Source organism: Paenibacillus humicus NBRC 102415, assembly GCF_004000905.1.
In the GTDB taxonomy this organism is placed as follows: Bacteria; Bacillota; Bacilli; order Paenibacillales; family Paenibacillaceae; genus Paenibacillus_O; species Paenibacillus_O humicus.
Genome location: NZ_BIMD01000018.1, coordinates 25,353 through 41,428 on the forward strand (window position 1 = coordinate 25,353; position 16,076 = coordinate 41,428).

Consider the following 16,076-nt stretch of genomic DNA (forward strand, 5'->3'; position numbering starts at 1 on the left):
TTTCTCATTTGATGTGATATGCTAAAGCGGTGAAGGGGGAACGGATTGATCCTCGCCGCTCTCCGAACGGAGCTGTTATCCATCCTGATCATTTCCATTACCTAATGAAGGAGCTCATACCGTCATGTCCCAATTCGAAAACGTTACCGCTGTCAAAAGAGCGAATGTCTACTTTGAAGGAAAAGTCACCAGCCGCACCGTGCTGCTTCCGGACGGTTCGAAAGTGACGCTCGGCATCATGCTGCCGGGAGAATACGAGTTCGGCACCGACAGCAAGGAAATCATGGAGATTCTCGCCGGCAATCTGAAGGTGCAGCTTCCGGGCTCCGATGAATGGATTCATATCCAGGGCGAGGGCGAGTTCACGGTGCCGGCGCACAGCCGCTTCAAGCTCGAGGTGCTCGGCGTGACGGATTACTGCTGCAGCTATATTAGCGAATAAGCGCGGGCAGCTTCCTGCTGCGCCTTGCCAAGTACAGGCAGGGCCTCCCGGGCTGCACGTGCGGACCCTTCCTCCGATCGCGGTTGAAGCCGGATTCCCTGATTGAATAGGCAGGCGAAGGAATCCGTCTTCAAAGGCGAACGCTGACGCTTCTACGGAAGGGTTCCGCCTGCTTCGCAGGTCGGCTTAGCCTGGCTAAGCGCAGGGCCGGCTGCGTCTCGCTAAGCGCGATCCTGGCAGCTCAAAGCCTCACGGCCGCGCTTGTCCTGGCGCGGCTGCGCCTAGCGCAGGCCATCAGGCCTCCTGCGTTTTGAAATTGAAAACCAAACAGGCTCCAGGGCGGCATAGCCGCTCTGGAGCCTGTTTGGGTCCGTTTATTCGCCGCCGTCGAGCCCGCGGCCGATCCATTGCTCGTACACACGCGATACCGCGATCAGGTCCTCGTCGCCGTATCCGGCCGCGTTCGCGGCTTGGAACAGGCTTTTGGCCGCTTCCAGCATCGGGGTGGGCACGCTGAGCCCGTCCGACAAAGCGGAAGCAAGCTTGAGGTCTTTGAGCATGAGTGCCAGCGAGAACTGCACGCTGTAGTCGCGCTCCAGCAGCTTCGGCGATTTGAGCTCCGCCGCCTTGCTGCCCGCAGCTCCGGCCTTGACGATATCCAGGAACTTGGCGGGATCGAGGCCTCCGCTGACGGCGATGGAGAGGCCTTCGGAGAGGGCCAGATTGTTGATGCCGACAATCGCATTATGGCCGAGCTTGGCGACCGAGCCGCTGCCGGAAGGACCGAGATGGACGATTTTCTGGCCCATCGCCTCCAGAACGGGACGGACGCGCTCCAGCAGCTCGGCTTCGCCGCCGACCATGAACACGAGCGTGCCGCTTACGGCAGCGGGCTTGCTGCCCGTAACCGGGCAGTCGAGGAAGCCGCATCCGGCTTCTACCGCCGCATCCGCCAGCTCCCGGGCAAGGGCGGGGGAGATGGTGCTGTTGTCCACCAGCGCCGTGCCTGGACGGACAGAGGCGAGAATGCCGCCTTCTCCGCGGTACAGCTCCCGCACGACGTCGTCGTTGCTCAGCATCGTGATGACGACATCCGCTTCGGCGACAGCGTCGGCGGGCGATTGCGCGGCGCGCGCGCCTTCGGCGGCAAGCTCCTCCGATTTGGAGGGCGTCCGGTTCCATACGGAGACCGGAAATCCTTTTTTCAGCAGGTTGGATGCCATCGGGGCACCCATCGTTCCGAGGCCGATAAAGGCGATCGAAGGTTTTGTCATGGCGATTCACCGACTTTCTTCGTACTGATCCGCGCCTGCGCTGCGGCAGAGACGGAAACCACATTCATCATACCATAAGCCTGCCTCCAGCGGACTACTACGGGCTTCGTGAATCTTGCATGAAGGAGTCTCCGGTTGCTTGTCTTCGATACCGTAATCCAGTATCCTTAGGACATGCCTGAGGGCGTATGGGTCCGGCGCGGCACGCCGCTGCCGGAAGACGACATAAAGACCCGAACGAGATGAGGAGGCTGTACCAGTCATGAGCAAAACCATTCAATTCGACTACAGCAAAGCGCTTGGATTCCTTGGCCAGAACGAGATCGACAATCTCGAGGGCCCGATCCGCCTCGCGCACGAGCAGCTGCACAACGGAACCGGAGCAGGTTCCGACTACCTGGGCTGGATCGACCTGCCGAACGCTTACGATAAAGAAGAATTCGCCCGCATCAAGGCGGCCGCCGAAAAGATCAAATCCGACTCCGAGGCGCTCGTCGTCATCGGCATCGGAGGCTCGTATCTGGGCGCTCGCGCTGCGATCGAGATGCTGTCGCATTCCTTCTACAACATTCTGCCGGACGGACAGCGCAAGGGCCCGCAGATTTTCTTCGCCGGCAACAACATCAGCTCCACTTATGTGACTCACCTGCTTCAAGCGCTTGAGGGCAAAAACTGGTCGATCAACGTCATCTCCAAATCCGGCACGACGACCGAGCCTGCTCTCGCCTTCCGCGTCTTCCGCGGCGAGCTGGAGAAGAAATACGGCAAGGAGGAAGCGCGGAGGCGGATCTACGCCACGACGGATGCCGCTCGCGGCGCGCTCAAAAAGCTCGCGACCGAGGAAGGCTACGAATCCTTCATTATTCCGGATGACGTCGGCGGCCGCTATTCCGTGCTGACGGCTGTCGGCCTGCTGCCGATCGCCGCTGCCGGCATCGACATCGACGCCATCATGCAAGGCGCAGCCGATGCTTCCAAGGAATACAGCAATCCAAACGTGCATGAGAACGAGGCCTACCAGTATGCCGCGGCCCGCAATTCCCTGTACCGCAAAGGCAAAGCGACCGAAATTCTCGTCAACTACGAGCCTTCCCTTCACTTCGTGTCGGAATGGTGGAAGCAGCTGTACGGCGAAAGCGAAGGCAAGGACCATAAGGGCATCTTCCCTGCTGCCGTCGACTTCTCCACCGACCTGCATTCCATGGGCCAGTTCATCCAGGAGGGCAACCGCAACCTGTTCGAGACCGTCATCCAAGTCGGCGAACCGACCGAGAAGATCAAGATCGAAGCCGATACGGACGATCTGGACGGCCTGAACTTCCTTGCGGGCAAGACGATGGACTTCGTCAACAAAAAAGCATTCGAGGGTACGCTGCTGGCACATACGGACGGCCAGGTGCCGAACCTTGTCGTGGGCATCAAGGATATGTCGCCGTACACCTTCGGCTACCTGGTGTACTTCTTCGAGAAAGCCTGCGGCATCAGCGGCTACCTGCTCGGCGTGAATCCGTTCGACCAGCCGGGCGTCGAAGCGTACAAGAAGAACATGTTCGCGCTGCTCGGCAAACCGGGCTACGAGAAGGAAAAAGCGGAGCTCGAAGCGCGCCTGTAAGGGCCGCCTGGACCGCTTCCTATTCCATGCTTGAACGCTACAAGACGCTGAGGGAGCCCGGCGTCAAGGAAATCGTCATCAGGAAATCCCGCTTCATCGGCCATGGCCGGCCCGTCGCGAGCGAAGCCGAAGCGGTCGCTTTCATCGAGGAGATCAAGAAGCAGCACTGGAATGCCACGCACAACTGCTCCGCCTACATCGTCGGCGAGAGGGACGAATTCCAGAAGCAGTCGGATGACGGGGAGCCGAGCGGCACCGCCGGCAAGCCGATCCTCGAGGTGATCAAGAACCAGGGGCTGAAAAACGTCGCGATCGTGGTGACCCGCTATTTCGGAGGCATCATGCTTGGCGCGGGCGGCCTTATCCGGGCTTATACGGATGGAGCCGTCGCTGCGATCGAGGCAGCCGGCCCGATTACGAATGTCCTTCACCGCGAGGTTTTCGTCGACGTGGACTACACCTGGTACGGCAAGCTCGAGAACGAGCTGCATGCCAGAGGCATCCTCGTGGACGGCGTCGAGTTCACCGACCGCGTGCGGGTCCGCTGCCTGCCGGCCTCCCGAGAGGCGGAGCGCTTCACAGCGTGGATGACGGATCTGACCCAGGGCCAGAGCGTCATCCTGGGCGGCGAAGAGCTTTACGTGACCGAGAAGACGGAATGAAGCCGCATAGAAATCGTTTTAACCGGAAACGCCTGTCCATATGGACAGGCGTTTTTGGCGCTGCCGAAATGGCGCTGCCGAAATGGCGCTGCCGAAATGGCGCTGCCGAAATGGCGCTGCCATATGCAACGCAGCATTTGCAGCTCTGCATGTTTGGAACCATCCTCGCCCAGCCTGGCCTATTTTGCCGTTCGATCTGACATATCCATTGACGGGAAAGGAAGGCTTCTGCTACATTAGCATTAATACCAAGTAACCTAATAGGAATATTCTATCGATAAGCAGCTCGAACGGAAGCCGGCTAGCGAAGGGAAGTGCATGATCATGCATATTGAGGTAAAGGGTTTGACCAAGTCCTTTGGAGACTTTCAGGCGGTGCAGGATGTCAGCTTCGGCATCCAGAAGGGGCAGCTCATCGGTCTGCTGGGCCCGAGCGGCGGCGGCAAGACGTCGATTCTGCGCATGCTGGCCGGTCTGGAGTCGCCGACCTCCGGCGAAATCATCATTCACGGCAATAGGGTCAACGATCAGCCGCCTCAGGAGAGAGGCATCGGCTTCGTGTTCCAGAATTACGCGTTGTTCAAGCATATGACCGTCTTTGACAACGTCGCCTTCGGCCTGAAGGTCAAGAAGCTGTCCAAAAGCGCGATCCGCGAGCGGGTCATGAGCCTGATCGAGCTGACGGGGCTGAAGGGCTTCGAGCACCGCTATCCGGCCCAGCTGTCCGGCGGTCAGCGGCAGCGCGTCGCCTTCGCAAGGGCGCTCGCGCCGGAGCCGCAGCTGCTGCTGCTCGACGAGCCGTTCGCGGCGATCGACGCCAAGATCCGCACGGAGCTGCGCACCTGGCTCAAGGAGATGATCGAGCGCGTCGGCATTACCTCGATCTTCGTCACGCATGACCAGGACGAGGCGATCGAGGTCGCGGACGAAATCATGATCATCAACAAGGGGCGGCTGGAGCAGAAGGGCTCCCCTTGGGATATTTACAAGAAGCCGCAGACGCAGTTCGTCGCGGAGTTCATCGGCGAATCGACGACGATCGAGGATGTGGCATCCATCAAAGGCTTCGAGGAAGCGTCGAGCTGGGCCGGAGTCAAGGGCTTGATCCGTCCGGAGTACATCGAGATCGGCAAGCCGGGTGAAATCGCGCTTGCCTCCGCGACGATGAGAGCCCAGGTGCGCCATATCCACTTCCGCGGCAGCGAATGGATGGTGGAGCTGGATATCGGAGGCCGCAAGCTGATCACGTACCGCTCGCTGGAGAAGGAAGTGCTCAAGCCGGGCGACGAGGTGGATGTGCTCGTGCACCGGGCCTACCTGTTCAATGCGGATGACAGCTGGATCATGGAGAACAAGCTCAAGACCGATCCGATGCCGGTCATGATCTAGCCGTCAGGCCGACAGCATCGTCAAAAAAAGAGCGTACCGCAGCTGCGGCACGCTCTTTTTCATCCCCTGCCCGGTCAAGCCGGGTTCAAGATAAACTTGTCGACGACATGCGCGACCCCGTCCTCGTTGTTGGACAGCGTCACATAATCCGCGAGCTCCTTGAGAGCCGGCTGAGCGTTCGCCATCGCGACGCCGAGGCCGGCCGCCTGCAGCATCTCGCGGTCGTTCCAGGCGTCTCCCATGGCGATCGTCTCCTCCATGGAGCAGCCGATATGCTCCGCCATGAACTTCAGGGCATGTCCCTTGGTTCCTTCCTTATGCATGAACTCCAGATAATGCGGTTTGGATTTCGTAATATGGACCGTGCCGCCGATGAGGGGCTGTAGGTCCAGGGCGATCTGGTCGAGATAGGCCGGCTCGTCGATGATGAGCATTTTGAGCAGAGGCTGCTTCAGCAGGGAGCTGAAGTCGGGCTCGACGATATACGGGATTTTGGACTGGCGGGCGTAGTCCTTGACCTTCTCGTTCTCCTCGCGGACGTAGAGCTTGTCGTCCACGTACAGCTGCAGATGCAGCCCTTTGTCGACACAGTACCGGTCCAGCTCGGCAGCGGCGTCCGAGGGCACATAGCGCTCGTAGAGCACCTGTCCGTCGAGCAGCGTCTTGACGAGGGAGCCTTGGTAAGTAATGATCGGCACGTTGAGCCGCAGCCCCTCGGCGACCTGGCGGGCGGAAGCGAACATCCTCCCGGTGGCGAGCGTTACGGTCACTCCGCGGTCCAGCGCGGCCGTCAGAGCGGCGCGTGTGGCGGGGGTCACTTCAAGGCTGTCGTTCAGCAGCGTATCATCCACATCGATGGCAATCAGCTTGTACATCGGCTTTCTCTCCGTTTCCTGTCGCTTTTCTTTATCTGGTTCGGCAAGCTATCCCTCATTGTACCGGAGTCGCCCCGATGCCTTCAAGGGGACGAAAATTGAAATGCTCCGCCCAAATAGGATAAAGTAGGTAGCACAAGCAAGCGGTTCAATCCGGCTGACGGACGGGGCGCGCATGCGAGGGAAGATCGTGGATCCACCGGTCGGGATACCGATTCGGACAGGAGAACAACAGCCCAGGCGGGCGGAGCGGAGAGATCAGACATGAAGCAAATGCGCAGCGAGGCTGCCAGGCAGCGCTTTGTCACCTGGTGCGTCGCAGGGGCGATCGCGGCCTTGGCGATCGGATTCGGAGCGGGAAGGCTGTCGATGGTCATCCAGTATCCGGTGATCAAGGAAAAGGTATTCGGCAATTTCAACGCCTCCTATAAAGAAATCAAGAAGGATTATCTGTTCGGAACGAAGCCCGACGAGCTGCTGAACGGGGCGGCCAAGGGTATGGTGGCGGCGCTGGGCGACCCTTACTCGACCTATATGCCGGGCAGCGAAGGCGAGGATTATATCCAGAGCTACCAGCCGGAGTTTGTCGGCATCGGGGTGCAGGTGCGCCAAGAGGAGGACCGCTACCTGATCGACAGCGTCATGAAGGACACCCCGGCCGAGAAGGGCGGCGTGCTGGCGGGCGACGAGATTACGGCTGTCGACGGCACGCCGGTCAAGGGCGTCACGATGGAAAAGCTCGTCAGCCTGCTGCGCGGCGAGAAGGGGAGCAAGGTCAAGGTCACGCTGTCCCGGACGGGAAGCCAGCCGCTGACGGTGGAGCTCACGCGCGCGCCGATTCCGGTTACGACCGTTACCCATGCCATGCTGGAGAACGGCGTCGGCGAGATCGTCATCAGCCGCTTTGCCGAATCGACGGCCAAGGAATTCAACAAGTCGTTCGAGGAGCTGCAGAAGAAGGGGATGAAAAAGCTCGTCCTCGATCTCCGCTCCAATCCGGGCGGCCTGCTCGTGCCGACGATCGACATCGCGAACAAGCTGATTCCGAAGGGCAAGATGATTCTGGAGGTCGACTACAAGGACGACAAGAAAGTTCAGAAATACTATTCCAAGCAGAAGACCGCCTTGAATCTTCCGATCGTCGTTCTCGTCAACGGGCAGACGGCCAGCGCGGCCGAGGTTCTCTCGGCCGCTCTCAAGGAATCGGCAGGCGCCAAGGTCATCGGCACGACGACGTTCGGCAAGGGCATCGTGCAGAGCTTCGGGCAGTACAAGGACAATTCCGTGCTCAAGCTGACCGAGGCTCAGTGGAAAACGCCGAATGGAGAATGGATCCACAAGAAGGGCGTGAAGCCGGATGAATCGGTCGATCTTCCTGCGTATGCATCCCTTCCGGCTCTTCCATCCGGGGAGGAACTGAAGAAAGGCGACTACGGCGACCACGTCAAGACGCTCCAGTCCATGCTGGAGGCGCTCGGATACGGCCCGGCGGACCAGCCTGGCGTGTTCGGGGAGAAGACCGACGCGGACATCAGGAGCTTCCAGACCCGCAGCAAAATCGACGCTACCGGCGTCGTTACGGACCGGACGGCTTATATGCTGATGGATCAGCTGCGGACCAAGCTGCAGCAGGAGGATCCGCAAAAGAAGGCCGCTCTCAAGGCCATATCCGGCGCGGGCTGACCCCATGTTTTCCCTGCCAGTGGAGAGGATTATGCGCTCCAGGCAGATCGTCCTATCCGTTTGAACCTAAAAAGCCCGTTGTCCGGCTATTCCGGACAACGGGCTTTTGCTCGCTGCATGGAGCATGCGCACAGGCTACTGCTGCGTCAGGATCAGCGGTCCGCCTTCCTGGATGACAAGCGTATGCTCGTATTGGGCGGAGCGCTTGCCGTCCATCGTGCGGCAGGTCCAGCCGTCGGAGTCGATGAACATCTGCCAGGTGCCTTCATTGATCATCGGCTCGATCGTGAGCACCATGCCTTCCTTCAGGCGGAAGCCTTTGCCGGGCTTGCCGACATGGGCGAAGTTCGGCTCTTCATGAAGCTCTCGCCCGACGCCGTGGCCGAGCAGATCCCTTACGACCGAGAAGCCGTTCTCCTCGGCATGCTTCTGCACCGCATGCATGACGTCGCCGATCTTCTTGCCAGGCTGCGCTTCGCGGATGCCGATATCGAGGCATTCCTTGGACACCTCCATCAATCGGCGGGCGTCGTCCGGCAGTTGGCCTACCGCATAGGTCCATGCCGAATCGCCGATCCAGCCGTCTGCCTGAACAACGATATCGATCGTGCACAGATCGCCCTCGGCAAGCGGCGCATCGCTCGGGAAGCCATGGGCGATCACGTCGTTGACCGAAGCGCAAGTGGCATATTTGTATCCTTTATATCCGATCGTATAAGGAATCGCATCCTGGCTTCGGATGTAGGCCTCGACATGGCGCTCGATGTCCATGGTCGTGATTCCTGGCGCGATCATGGCCGCAATCTGCCTGTGGCATTCCGCCACGATGGCGCCGGCACGCCTCATCTGAGCAATTTCTTCGGGTGTTCTTATCTTAATTGACATTGCTTGGTCAGCCTCTCTTTCCGTGCGCTCTCCTTGTTCATTCCTTGCCCTTCCCTTTACGTTACTCCCGCCGGGGATGTCCGGTCAACTGCGCCTGCTGCGGAGAAGGACGAAAAAAACCGCCGGAGCGTCCCGGCAGTTCTTCGTTCGGCCTCGGGCCGGGGGATCATTCCCCGCGAGCCCGATCTCTTTGCTTCTGCGGACGGCTCTCCGCTTCCCGGGCTTGCTCGGAATGGTCGGACAAGTAGCTGCCGCGACGCCGGTCCCCCCGGCGGCGAGCCCACAGCACCAGAATAACGACGATCGCGATCGTCAGCAGAATGGCGACATTCAGGAAGCCGCCAAGAAACAGAAAGGCATTTTTCAAAAATTCCACTTGCATTCACCTCTTGCACCTACCTTACCCTTGTTCAACTCCGCCTACTCTGAGCTTCCCGGTGCATATAGGGCTGATGTGTGTCGAAATCCACAGGTCGTTCCCGCCTTCGGTATGATACAATGGCAGACGAGAAGTTAACCGCAGATGAGAACCGGAGGTAATGAACGATGGATACGCTGCCCTACAAGCATCGCTGGCTCAAAATGAAAGAGGCGCTGAATGCGTCCGGAATGGATCTGGCCATTCTGACCTCGCCGGCCAGCATATTTTACCTGACCGGCTTTTATAGCGATCCGCATGAGCGTTTCATGGCGCTCGTCATCGAGCCCGGCAAGGACGGTTATACGCTTCTGGTGCCTGCCCTCGACGAGGAGAGCGCCCGCGGGGCGGTCCAGGTGGGCAGGCTGGTAGGGATCGGCGATACGGACGATGCCTACGCTCTGCTGGAGAAGGAGACTGGGACGCAGGCGTCGGTCGTCGGGGTAGAGAGCGCGCATCTGCGGTACTCCGGTTACTTGCAGCTGGCGCGGCTGTACGGCCAAGCCGCCTTCCGCGATGCGGAGCCGCTCGTCATGGGGCTTCGTCTCGTCAAGTCGGAAGGAGAGATCGAGCTCGTCAAGAAAGCCGTCGCCCTCGCGGAGCAAGTGCTTGCGGAGACGGTAGCCAAAGCCGCTCCCGGAGTGACCGAGCTGGAGCTCAATGCCGAGATCGAGTATCGGCTGCGCGTTCTCGGGGGCGACAAGCCTGCGTTCGAGACGAGCGTTCTCGGAGGCGTCAGAACCGCTTTGCCGCATGGCCGGTCCAGCGGTTACAAGCTGCAGGAGAACGACTTGCTTCTGATCGACATGGGCGTCTACAAGGATGGATACTGCTCCGATATTACCCGCACGTTCCTGATCGGGGAAGGTACGGACTCGCAGCATCGCATCTACGATTCGGTGCTCAAGGCCAACCGCAGCGCCTTGGCCGCCGTGAAGGCGGGAAGGCCGCTCGCAGAGGTGGACCGGGGAGCGCGCAGCGTGATCGAAGGGGACGGATACGGCTTCTACTTTACGCATCGCACCGGCCATGGCATGGGGATCGACGTGCATGAGCAGCCGTCCGTGCATGGAGAGAACAAGACGCTCATGCAGGCGGGCCTGCTCTTCACCATCGAGCCAGGCATTTACATTCCGGAGATCGGCGGAGTCCGCATCGAGGATGACGTCTACATCGGACTTGACGGGCAGCCTGTCGTCCTGACGTCGTATCCGCGGGAGCTCACCCACCTGTAGGGTCTGCCCGCTTGAGCTTGAGCTGCATGGCTGATGGGCTGCATGGCAGCCGCGGCGCGTCTTGCCGGCGATCCTTAATGAAAAAAGCTGTTCCCGGGGCCTCTTGCTTGAGGCTTGCAGGGAACAGCTTTTTCGTCGGTTCTACTTTTCGTCCGGAGCGATCATCGAAAAATCGTCGTAGTGGAAAGCCGGCGCCACGATGCAGGTGACGAGCACAGGCTCGTCTCCGGCAGGCCGGGCGGTCTGCCAGGCGCCTGCGGGGACAAGCGCCTGCGGAGTCTGTCCGGAAGCGATGTCCAGGCCGAGGATGAATGTCTCCGCAGCTTCGGGCTTGTCTCCATGCCCGCCGATCGTCAGCTCGAGCGGCCCGCCTGCGTGGAACAGCCACAGCTCGTCGGAGAGCACCTTGTGCCACGCGGATTCCTCGCCCGGATGCAGCAGGAAGTAGACGGAGCTGGCGGCTGCCCTCGCGCCGGAATAGCGGTCTCCAAGCACTTCATGGGGAATTTGATAGGAAGCTTTCCAAATTTCCTTGAACCAGCCGCCTTCGATATGGCGGTCCATGTCAAGAAGCTCCACAAAGGGAGACGGGGATGTCGGGACGGTCATGGCCATTCATTCTCCTTGTCGCGTTGGAATGCGTATTTTTCTACTATAGCATGGGCGCGGCAGCGATTCCAAACCAAGAATGATTTGATCGTTTCAGGCACACGTTCTCATAGACAACTTCGGACAAGCGATGGTAAGATACTGGAAGTTTACTAATCGCTGGTTGGGAGAGAGGTTGAGTCCAGACATGAAATTAATCGGAGAACGTCTCCGTCCAGCCGCTGCCTTGCTGACAGCGCCAGTCCTGGCTGCAGCCTTGCTTGCAGCCCCTGCCGCTCCGGCGGCTGCGGCGTCTGCCCAAGCGGTGACCGCGCAGGCTCAGCCGATCGTTATTATGCTCGACGGCAAGAAGCTTGCCGTGCGGATGAGTCCGGTCATCCTGAAGGGATCGATCCTGGTTCCGATGAAGGATATTTTCAAGGCGCTCGGAAGCGAGCTGAGCTGGGATCCCAAGACGAGGACGCTGCTTGCGAGCAGCGGAGGCTACTTCAGCATGTCCCTCAAGGTTGGGGCTTCCCATGCCGTCGTGAACGGCAAATCCGTGAAGCTGGATAGCCCGGCCGTAATTCTGAACGGGACTACATTCGTCCCGATCCGCTTCGTCAGCGAGACGATGGGAGCCGAGGTGAAGTGGGATGCCAAATCCCGCATCGTCCGCATCTCTTCGGAGGAAGCCCAGCTTGAGGCCGCTGTCGCAAAAGCCGAGAAGGAACGCGCGTCGCGGCGTCTCACGACGGCGCAGATTGTCGCCAAGAACGACGACAGCGTCGTTCTGATCCAGACCGATTACGGACAAGGAAGCGGCGTTGTCGCCGGTCCGCGCCTCATCCTGACGAATCTGCATGTCATGAAGGACGCCAAGTCCGGCAAGATCATGACGAACGACGGCCGCTCGATCGACATCCAGGGAGTCGCCGCCACGGATGAGAAGAACGATCTTGCGCTCGTATTGACCAAGCAGGATATGGATCTGGTTCCGATTGTATTCGGAAGCTTCGACGACGTGCAGAAGGGCGATACCGTCGTAGCGATCGGCAGCCCTCTCGGACTGCAGAACACCGTGTCGGAAGGCTTGATCAGCAACATCGGCTATGACGATGGAAGCTTCTATTACCAAGTGAGCACGCCGATCGACCATGGCAGCTCGGGCGGAGGCTTGTTCAACCAGTACGGGGAGCTCATCGGCCTGACGACCTCCGGCTATGACGACACGACGGCAGACCTCAACTTTGCGACTTCTTCAGAGGACGCCGAGAATCTGCTGCGTACCGCGAAGTTTGATGCGGCCAAAGTCGGCTTCCTCAAGCCGACGCTGCCGGACAGTCTGGAAGGGGCTTCGCTGGACGAAATCGCGGCATTGATGAAGAAGGAATTCGGCAGCATTCAGGGCAGCGACGGCAATCTGGCGCTGACCGGCTGGAAGGCGGAGAGGGATGCGGCAGGCTGGCTGGTCATCCAGGCGGACGTCAATCCGGATTTCTATGATTATTACGGCTCCAAGATGCAGAAGGATCTCCGCATGTGGGGAGCGAACACATCCTACGAGCTGCACGGCATGCTGCCGAAGGAGAAGATCCAGCTTGTTCTGATGTACGGCAAGCAAGTGGATTTCGAGCCGCGCGGTTATGCGGCCGGCGAAGCGACGGCTTCGGCAGACGGCAAGTGGAACATCCGTTATGCGGTTCTGGATGTCCAGTTCAAGGAAGACATGCTCATCAAGCTTCGCGGCTGATCCATCGGACTCATACCGCCTCCGGACCCCAGGTCCGGAGGTTTTTTATAGGAGGAATCCCGGCTTGAAGGTGAACGCCGGCGCTTCCGGGGAACATTCCATCTGCTCGGCTGATTCGGCTGGATCCTATGTTCAGCGTCTATAGCTCGTTGACTTTGACGCGGGAGAGACGGCTTCCAGGGAGCCCTCTCTTCTTTTTCGCTCCGAAGTTGGGTAGAATGGGAGAATGACGATTGCAAAGAGGGATTCCATGAAAGTAGTATTAACGACACTCAACGCCAAATTCATCCACACCTCGCTCGCGCTCCGCTGCCTGAAGGCCTATGCGGAGAAGGACTTCCCGATCGAGATTGCCGAATATACGATCAAGGATCCGGTGATGAACATCGTATCCGATCTGTACAGCAAAAATCCGGATGTCATCGGCTTCTCCGTCTACATCTGGAACATCGAGGAGACGATCAAGGTCATCCGGATTCTGCGCAAGATCGCTCCGGACGTGCGGATCGTGATGGGCGGACCTGAAGTCAGCTACGATACGGCCGAATGGATGGAGAAGCTGCCTGAGGTCGATTTCATCATTTTCGGTGAAGGGGAGGAGACGTTCCACCATCTCCTGCAGGAAATCGACGGCGAGGGCAAATACCATCTTGTCTTCGGACTTGCTTACCGCAAGCTGCGGGAGAACGGGCCGGAGGTGCGGGTCAACATCGGCCGTCCCAAGCTGAATCTGGCCGAGCTGCCGAGTCCGCACCGGTTCCCGGAAGACCGCGAATCGCTTGCGAATCGGGTCGTCTACTTCGAGACGAGCCGCGGCTGCCCGTTCAGCTGCTCGTTCTGCCTGTCCAGCATCGAGGTCGGCGTCCGGTATTTCGATATCGAGAGGACCAAGGCCGACCTGCTCTACCTCATCGAGGCGGGAGCCAAGACGATCAAGTTCGTCGACCGCACGTTCAACATCAAGCGCGACTATGCGCTGGAGATGTTCAAGTTCCTGATCGAGAATCACGGCGGCTGCGTATTCCAGTTCGAGATTACGGCCGATATCATGCGTCCCGAGGTGTTGGATTATCTCGCCGAGCATGCGCCTCCGGGCATCTTCCGCTTCGAGATCGGGGTGCAATCGACCAACGACGTGACCAACGAGGCGGTGCAGCGCCGCCAGAACTGGAACAAGCTCGTGCGCACGGTGACCAAGGTCAAGGAATCGGGCAAGATCGACCAGCATCTCGATCTCATCGCCGGTCTCCCGCATGAAGATTACGATACGTTCCGCAAGACGTTCAACGACGTCTTCGACCTGCGGCCGGAGGAGCTCCAGCTGGGCTTCCTTAAAATGCTGCGAGGCACCGGACTGCGGATCGACGCCGACAAATACGGGTATGTGTACGCGGATCAGGCGCCTTACGAAATTCTTGGCAACAACCTGATGCCGTTCTCCGACCTGATCCGGATCAAGCGGGTGGAGGACGTGCTGGAGAAGTACTGGAACGCCCATCGCATGGACCGCACGCTGCTGTATCTGATCGAGCGGGTATTCCCTTCGGCCTTCGATTTCTTCCAGCAGTACGGCGACTACTGGGAGCGCAGAGGCTGGGAGCGGATCGGCCATCAGCTGGAGGATCTGTTCTCCCGCCTGAAGGGCTTCCTGAACTCCGGAGAGGCTCCGGCCGGATTTGACCGCGACGTCGTGGAAGGTCTGATGAAGTACGACTACTTCCTGGGCCATAACCACAAGCCCCGCAAGGTATGGTGGGACTTCACGATGGACAAGCAGGAGCTGGGCGGCTGGATGCGCCTGCTCGGGGAGCATCCTGAGGATGTATCGCCGGCCTTCGCCGATCTCGGCCTCGGAGAGAAGGAGCTCCAGAAGCATGCGGTGCTGGAGAAGCTGCCGTTCGATCTGGAGCAGTTCCTGGCGACGGGAGAGATCGACCGCAGTTCCGGCACGCTGCTGGTCGTCCTGTATGGAGTGTCCGGCAAGCGAGGCGGGTCGGCTTATTGCCTGCGCTTGAGTCAGGGAGCGGTAGCGGCCGGGTAAGCGTCTGACGGCTGATCGGCTTGGCTGGAGGACAGCAATCCCGCTGAGCGGAGAGTAATAGGAGAACCATCCGGCTTGCCGCCGTTGCGGGAGCCGGGTGGTCTTTTTTTCTTCCCGCCGGTTTTTTCCGGCAGCAAAAAAAGGAGCTGTACGGAGCAGGATGGCCTGCTCGCGTACAGCTCCTTTGATTGTATGGCGGCTTGACCCCGGGTCAGGGAACGAGGCTGCGGATGACGGTCATCTCGCCGTCCAGCTCGTAGCTGCCGAGAGTGGCCGGAAGCAGGAAGCATTCGCCGGCTTTGACAGCTTGCGATTGTCCTTCGCCCCAGGCAATGCTGCCCTGGCCTTCGGCAATGACGAGGATGACGAAGCTGTCGGCGGAGGTGGCGAGCTCCCAGGACCCCCGAACGACCCCTTTGTCCACCAGGAAGTACGGGGATTCGGCAATCGTCAGCCAGCTGCCCGGCTGCGCGTCCTCCGTGCTCATGCGTGTCGCTCCGGCTCCCTCATAGGCAATGACGTTGAGAGAATCCTCTACATGCAGCTCGCGAAGCTGGCCGTCAAGGCCGGGGCGCTTGTAGTCATAGAGGCGATAGGTCGTATCGGAGTTCTGCTGGATTTCCGCCACGACGACGCCCGCGCACAGGGCGTGGACGGTTCCCGCCGGAATGTAGAAGGCGTCGCCCGCCTTGACCGTCACTTCCTGCAGAGCGTCCATGACGCGGTCCTCGTCGATGGCCTGCTGCAGTCCGGTACGGTCGATGCCTTCCTTGAGGCCGTAGATGATTTTGGCGCCCGGCTTGGCGTCGAGAATGTACCACATCTCGGTCTTGCCAAGCTCGCCGGCCGGGAGACGGTCGTAGCTGTCGGTAGGGTGGACCTGCACGGACAGATCGTCATTGCAGTCGAGCAGCTTGATCAGCAGCGGGAAACGGCCGTTTTTCTCGGAGAAGCCCTTGCTGCCGAACCATTCCCGTCCGTACCGCTCGCGGATCTCGTCCAGGCCGAGCCCGTCCAGCGGCCCGCCGAGCACTTTGGTCGTGCCGTTCGGGTGGTCGCCAATCATCCAGCCTTCGCCGATATGGCCTTCCGGAAGCTCCAGGCCGAATTGCTCCAGCGCCCGTCCGCCCCATACGCGTTCTTTCATTTCAGGTTTGAATTGCAATGGATAAGGGTTGACAGTCATCGTTCATCCGCTCCTGTTCTCTATCTGCTAAGT

General features: G+C 59.7%; 14 protein-coding genes. 8 read left to right on the forward strand and 6 right to left on the reverse strand.

Annotated features, from left to right (window positions below):
• Positions 1-124 precede the first annotated feature (124 nt).
• Entirely contained in the window at positions 125-442 is a 318-nt protein-coding gene (gene ppnP, locus PHU01S_RS12825; protein WP_021879478.1) for a pyrimidine/purine nucleoside phosphorylase, read from the forward strand.
• A gap of 374 nt (positions 443-816) precedes the next feature.
• Here ppnP and PHU01S_RS12830 read toward each other — a convergent pair whose 3' ends face one another.
• A complete protein-coding gene (locus tag PHU01S_RS12830) occupies positions 817-1,716 on the reverse strand; it encodes an NAD(P)-dependent oxidoreductase (RefSeq protein WP_127507890.1) in 900 nt (299 codons plus the stop codon).
• 262 nt (positions 1,717-1,978) lie between these two features.
• Here PHU01S_RS12830 and PHU01S_RS12835 point away from each other — a divergent pair, with 262 nt between their 5' ends.
• The 3 genes from PHU01S_RS12835 (at position 1,979) to PHU01S_RS12850 (ending at position 5,379) form a co-directional block, all read left to right on the forward strand.
• Entirely contained in the window at positions 1,979-3,328 is a 1,350-nt protein-coding gene (locus PHU01S_RS12835; protein WP_127507892.1) for a glucose-6-phosphate isomerase, read from the forward strand.
• Positions 3,329-3,354: 26 nt separating this feature from the next.
• Positions 3,355-3,990, forward strand: coding sequence for a YigZ family protein (locus PHU01S_RS12840; protein WP_127507894.1), 636 nt, complete (start codon positions 3,355-3,357; stop codon positions 3,988-3,990).
• Between the two features lie 324 nt (positions 3,991-4,314).
• The gene (locus tag PHU01S_RS12850) at positions 4,315-5,379 is read left to right on the forward strand and encodes a sulfate/molybdate ABC transporter ATP-binding protein (RefSeq protein ID WP_049869841.1); all 1,065 of its coding nucleotides are present in this window, start codon (positions 4,315-4,317) and stop codon (positions 5,377-5,379) included.
• Between the two features lie 74 nt (positions 5,380-5,453).
• Here PHU01S_RS12850 and PHU01S_RS12855 read toward each other — a convergent pair whose 3' ends face one another.
• Entirely contained in the window at positions 5,454-6,254 is an 801-nt protein-coding gene (locus PHU01S_RS12855; RefSeq protein ID WP_021880578.1) for a Cof-type HAD-IIB family hydrolase, read from the reverse strand.
• A 264-nt stretch (positions 6,255-6,518) separates the two neighbouring features.
• Between PHU01S_RS12855 and PHU01S_RS12860 the strand changes: the two genes are divergently transcribed.
• Positions 6,519-7,937, forward strand: coding sequence for a S41 family peptidase (locus PHU01S_RS12860; protein ID WP_048750005.1), 1,419 nt, complete (start codon positions 6,519-6,521; stop codon positions 7,935-7,937).
• A 135-nt stretch (positions 7,938-8,072) separates the two neighbouring features.
• On the opposite strand, the gene map is transcribed toward PHU01S_RS12860, so the two are convergent.
• Together map and PHU01S_RS12870 are read right to left on the reverse strand one after the other, a co-directional pair.
• Positions 8,073-8,822 carry a type I methionyl aminopeptidase gene (gene map / locus PHU01S_RS12865; protein WP_127507898.1) on the reverse strand — a complete coding sequence of 250 codons (750 nt, stop codon included), beginning with the start codon at positions 8,820-8,822 and terminating at the stop codon, positions 8,073-8,075.
• A 166-nt stretch (positions 8,823-8,988) separates the two neighbouring features.
• A complete protein-coding gene (locus PHU01S_RS12870) occupies positions 8,989-9,198 on the reverse strand; it encodes a hypothetical protein (protein WP_049869355.1) in 210 nt (69 codons plus the stop codon).
• A 170-nt stretch (positions 9,199-9,368) separates the two neighbouring features.
• Here PHU01S_RS12870 and PHU01S_RS12875 point away from each other — a divergent pair, with 170 nt between their 5' ends.
• Positions 9,369-10,475 (forward strand): M24 family metallopeptidase, encoded by a 1,107-nt coding sequence (locus PHU01S_RS12875; protein WP_127507900.1) that lies wholly within the window; start codon positions 9,369-9,371, stop codon positions 10,473-10,475.
• A gap of 141 nt (positions 10,476-10,616) precedes the next feature.
• Here PHU01S_RS12875 and PHU01S_RS12880 read toward each other — a convergent pair whose 3' ends face one another.
• Positions 10,617-11,090 carry a cupin domain-containing protein gene (locus tag PHU01S_RS12880; protein ID WP_127507903.1) on the reverse strand — a complete coding sequence of 158 codons (474 nt, stop codon included), beginning with the start codon at positions 11,088-11,090 and terminating at the stop codon, positions 10,617-10,619.
• 181 nt (positions 11,091-11,271) lie between these two features.
• Between PHU01S_RS12880 and PHU01S_RS12885 the strand changes: the two genes are divergently transcribed.
• Positions 11,272-12,816 (forward strand): stalk domain-containing protein, encoded by a 1,545-nt coding sequence (locus tag PHU01S_RS12885; protein WP_049869360.1) that lies wholly within the window; start codon positions 11,272-11,274, stop codon positions 12,814-12,816.
• A gap of 250 nt (positions 12,817-13,066) precedes the next feature.
• Positions 13,067-14,857, forward strand: coding sequence for a B12-binding domain-containing radical SAM protein (locus PHU01S_RS12890; RefSeq protein WP_127507905.1), 1,791 nt, complete (start codon positions 13,067-13,069; stop codon positions 14,855-14,857).
• Positions 14,858-15,068: 211 nt separating this feature from the next.
• Here the strand turns inward: PHU01S_RS12890 and PHU01S_RS12895 are convergent, their stop codons facing one another.
• Positions 15,069-16,043, reverse strand: a complete 975-nt coding sequence (locus tag PHU01S_RS12895; RefSeq protein ID WP_049869361.1) for a type I phosphomannose isomerase catalytic subunit — start codon at positions 16,041-16,043, stop codon at positions 15,069-15,071.
• Between the last annotated feature and the right edge of the window lie 33 nt (positions 16,044-16,076).

Coding starts and splice junctions, on each gene's coding strand:
- PHU01S_RS12875 (WP_127507900.1), top strand. CDS start 9,369: ATGGATACGCTGCCCTACAAGCATCGCTGGCTCAAAATGAAAGAGGCG.
- PHU01S_RS12855 (WP_021880578.1), bottom strand. CDS start 6,254: ATGTACAAGCTGATTGCCATCGATGTGGATGATACGCTGCTGAACGAC.
- PHU01S_RS12895 (WP_049869361.1), bottom strand. CDS start 16,043: ATGACTGTCAACCCTTATCCATTGCAATTCAAACCTGAAATGAAAGAA.
- PHU01S_RS12880 (WP_127507903.1), bottom strand. CDS start 11,090: ATGGCCATGACCGTCCCGACATCCCCGTCTCCCTTTGTGGAGCTTCTT.
- PHU01S_RS12860 (WP_048750005.1), top strand. CDS start 6,519: ATGAAGCAAATGCGCAGCGAGGCTGCCAGGCAGCGCTTTGTCACCTGG.
- PHU01S_RS12885 (WP_049869360.1), top strand. CDS start 11,272: ATGAAATTAATCGGAGAACGTCTCCGTCCAGCCGCTGCCTTGCTGACA.
- map (WP_127507898.1), bottom strand. CDS start 8,822: ATGTCAATTAAGATAAGAACACCCGAAGAAATTGCTCAGATGAGGCGT.
- PHU01S_RS12830 (WP_127507890.1), bottom strand. CDS start 1,716: ATGACAAAACCTTCGATCGCCTTTATCGGCCTCGGAACGATGGGTGCC.
- PHU01S_RS12840 (WP_127507894.1), top strand. CDS start 3,355: ATGCTTGAACGCTACAAGACGCTGAGGGAGCCCGGCGTCAAGGAAATC.
- ppnP (WP_021879478.1), top strand. CDS start 125: ATGTCCCAATTCGAAAACGTTACCGCTGTCAAAAGAGCGAATGTCTAC.
- PHU01S_RS12850 (WP_049869841.1), top strand. CDS start 4,315: ATGCATATTGAGGTAAAGGGTTTGACCAAGTCCTTTGGAGACTTTCAG.
- PHU01S_RS12835 (WP_127507892.1), top strand. CDS start 1,979: ATGAGCAAAACCATTCAATTCGACTACAGCAAAGCGCTTGGATTCCTT.
- PHU01S_RS12890 (WP_127507905.1), top strand. CDS start 13,067: ATGAAAGTAGTATTAACGACACTCAACGCCAAATTCATCCACACCTCG.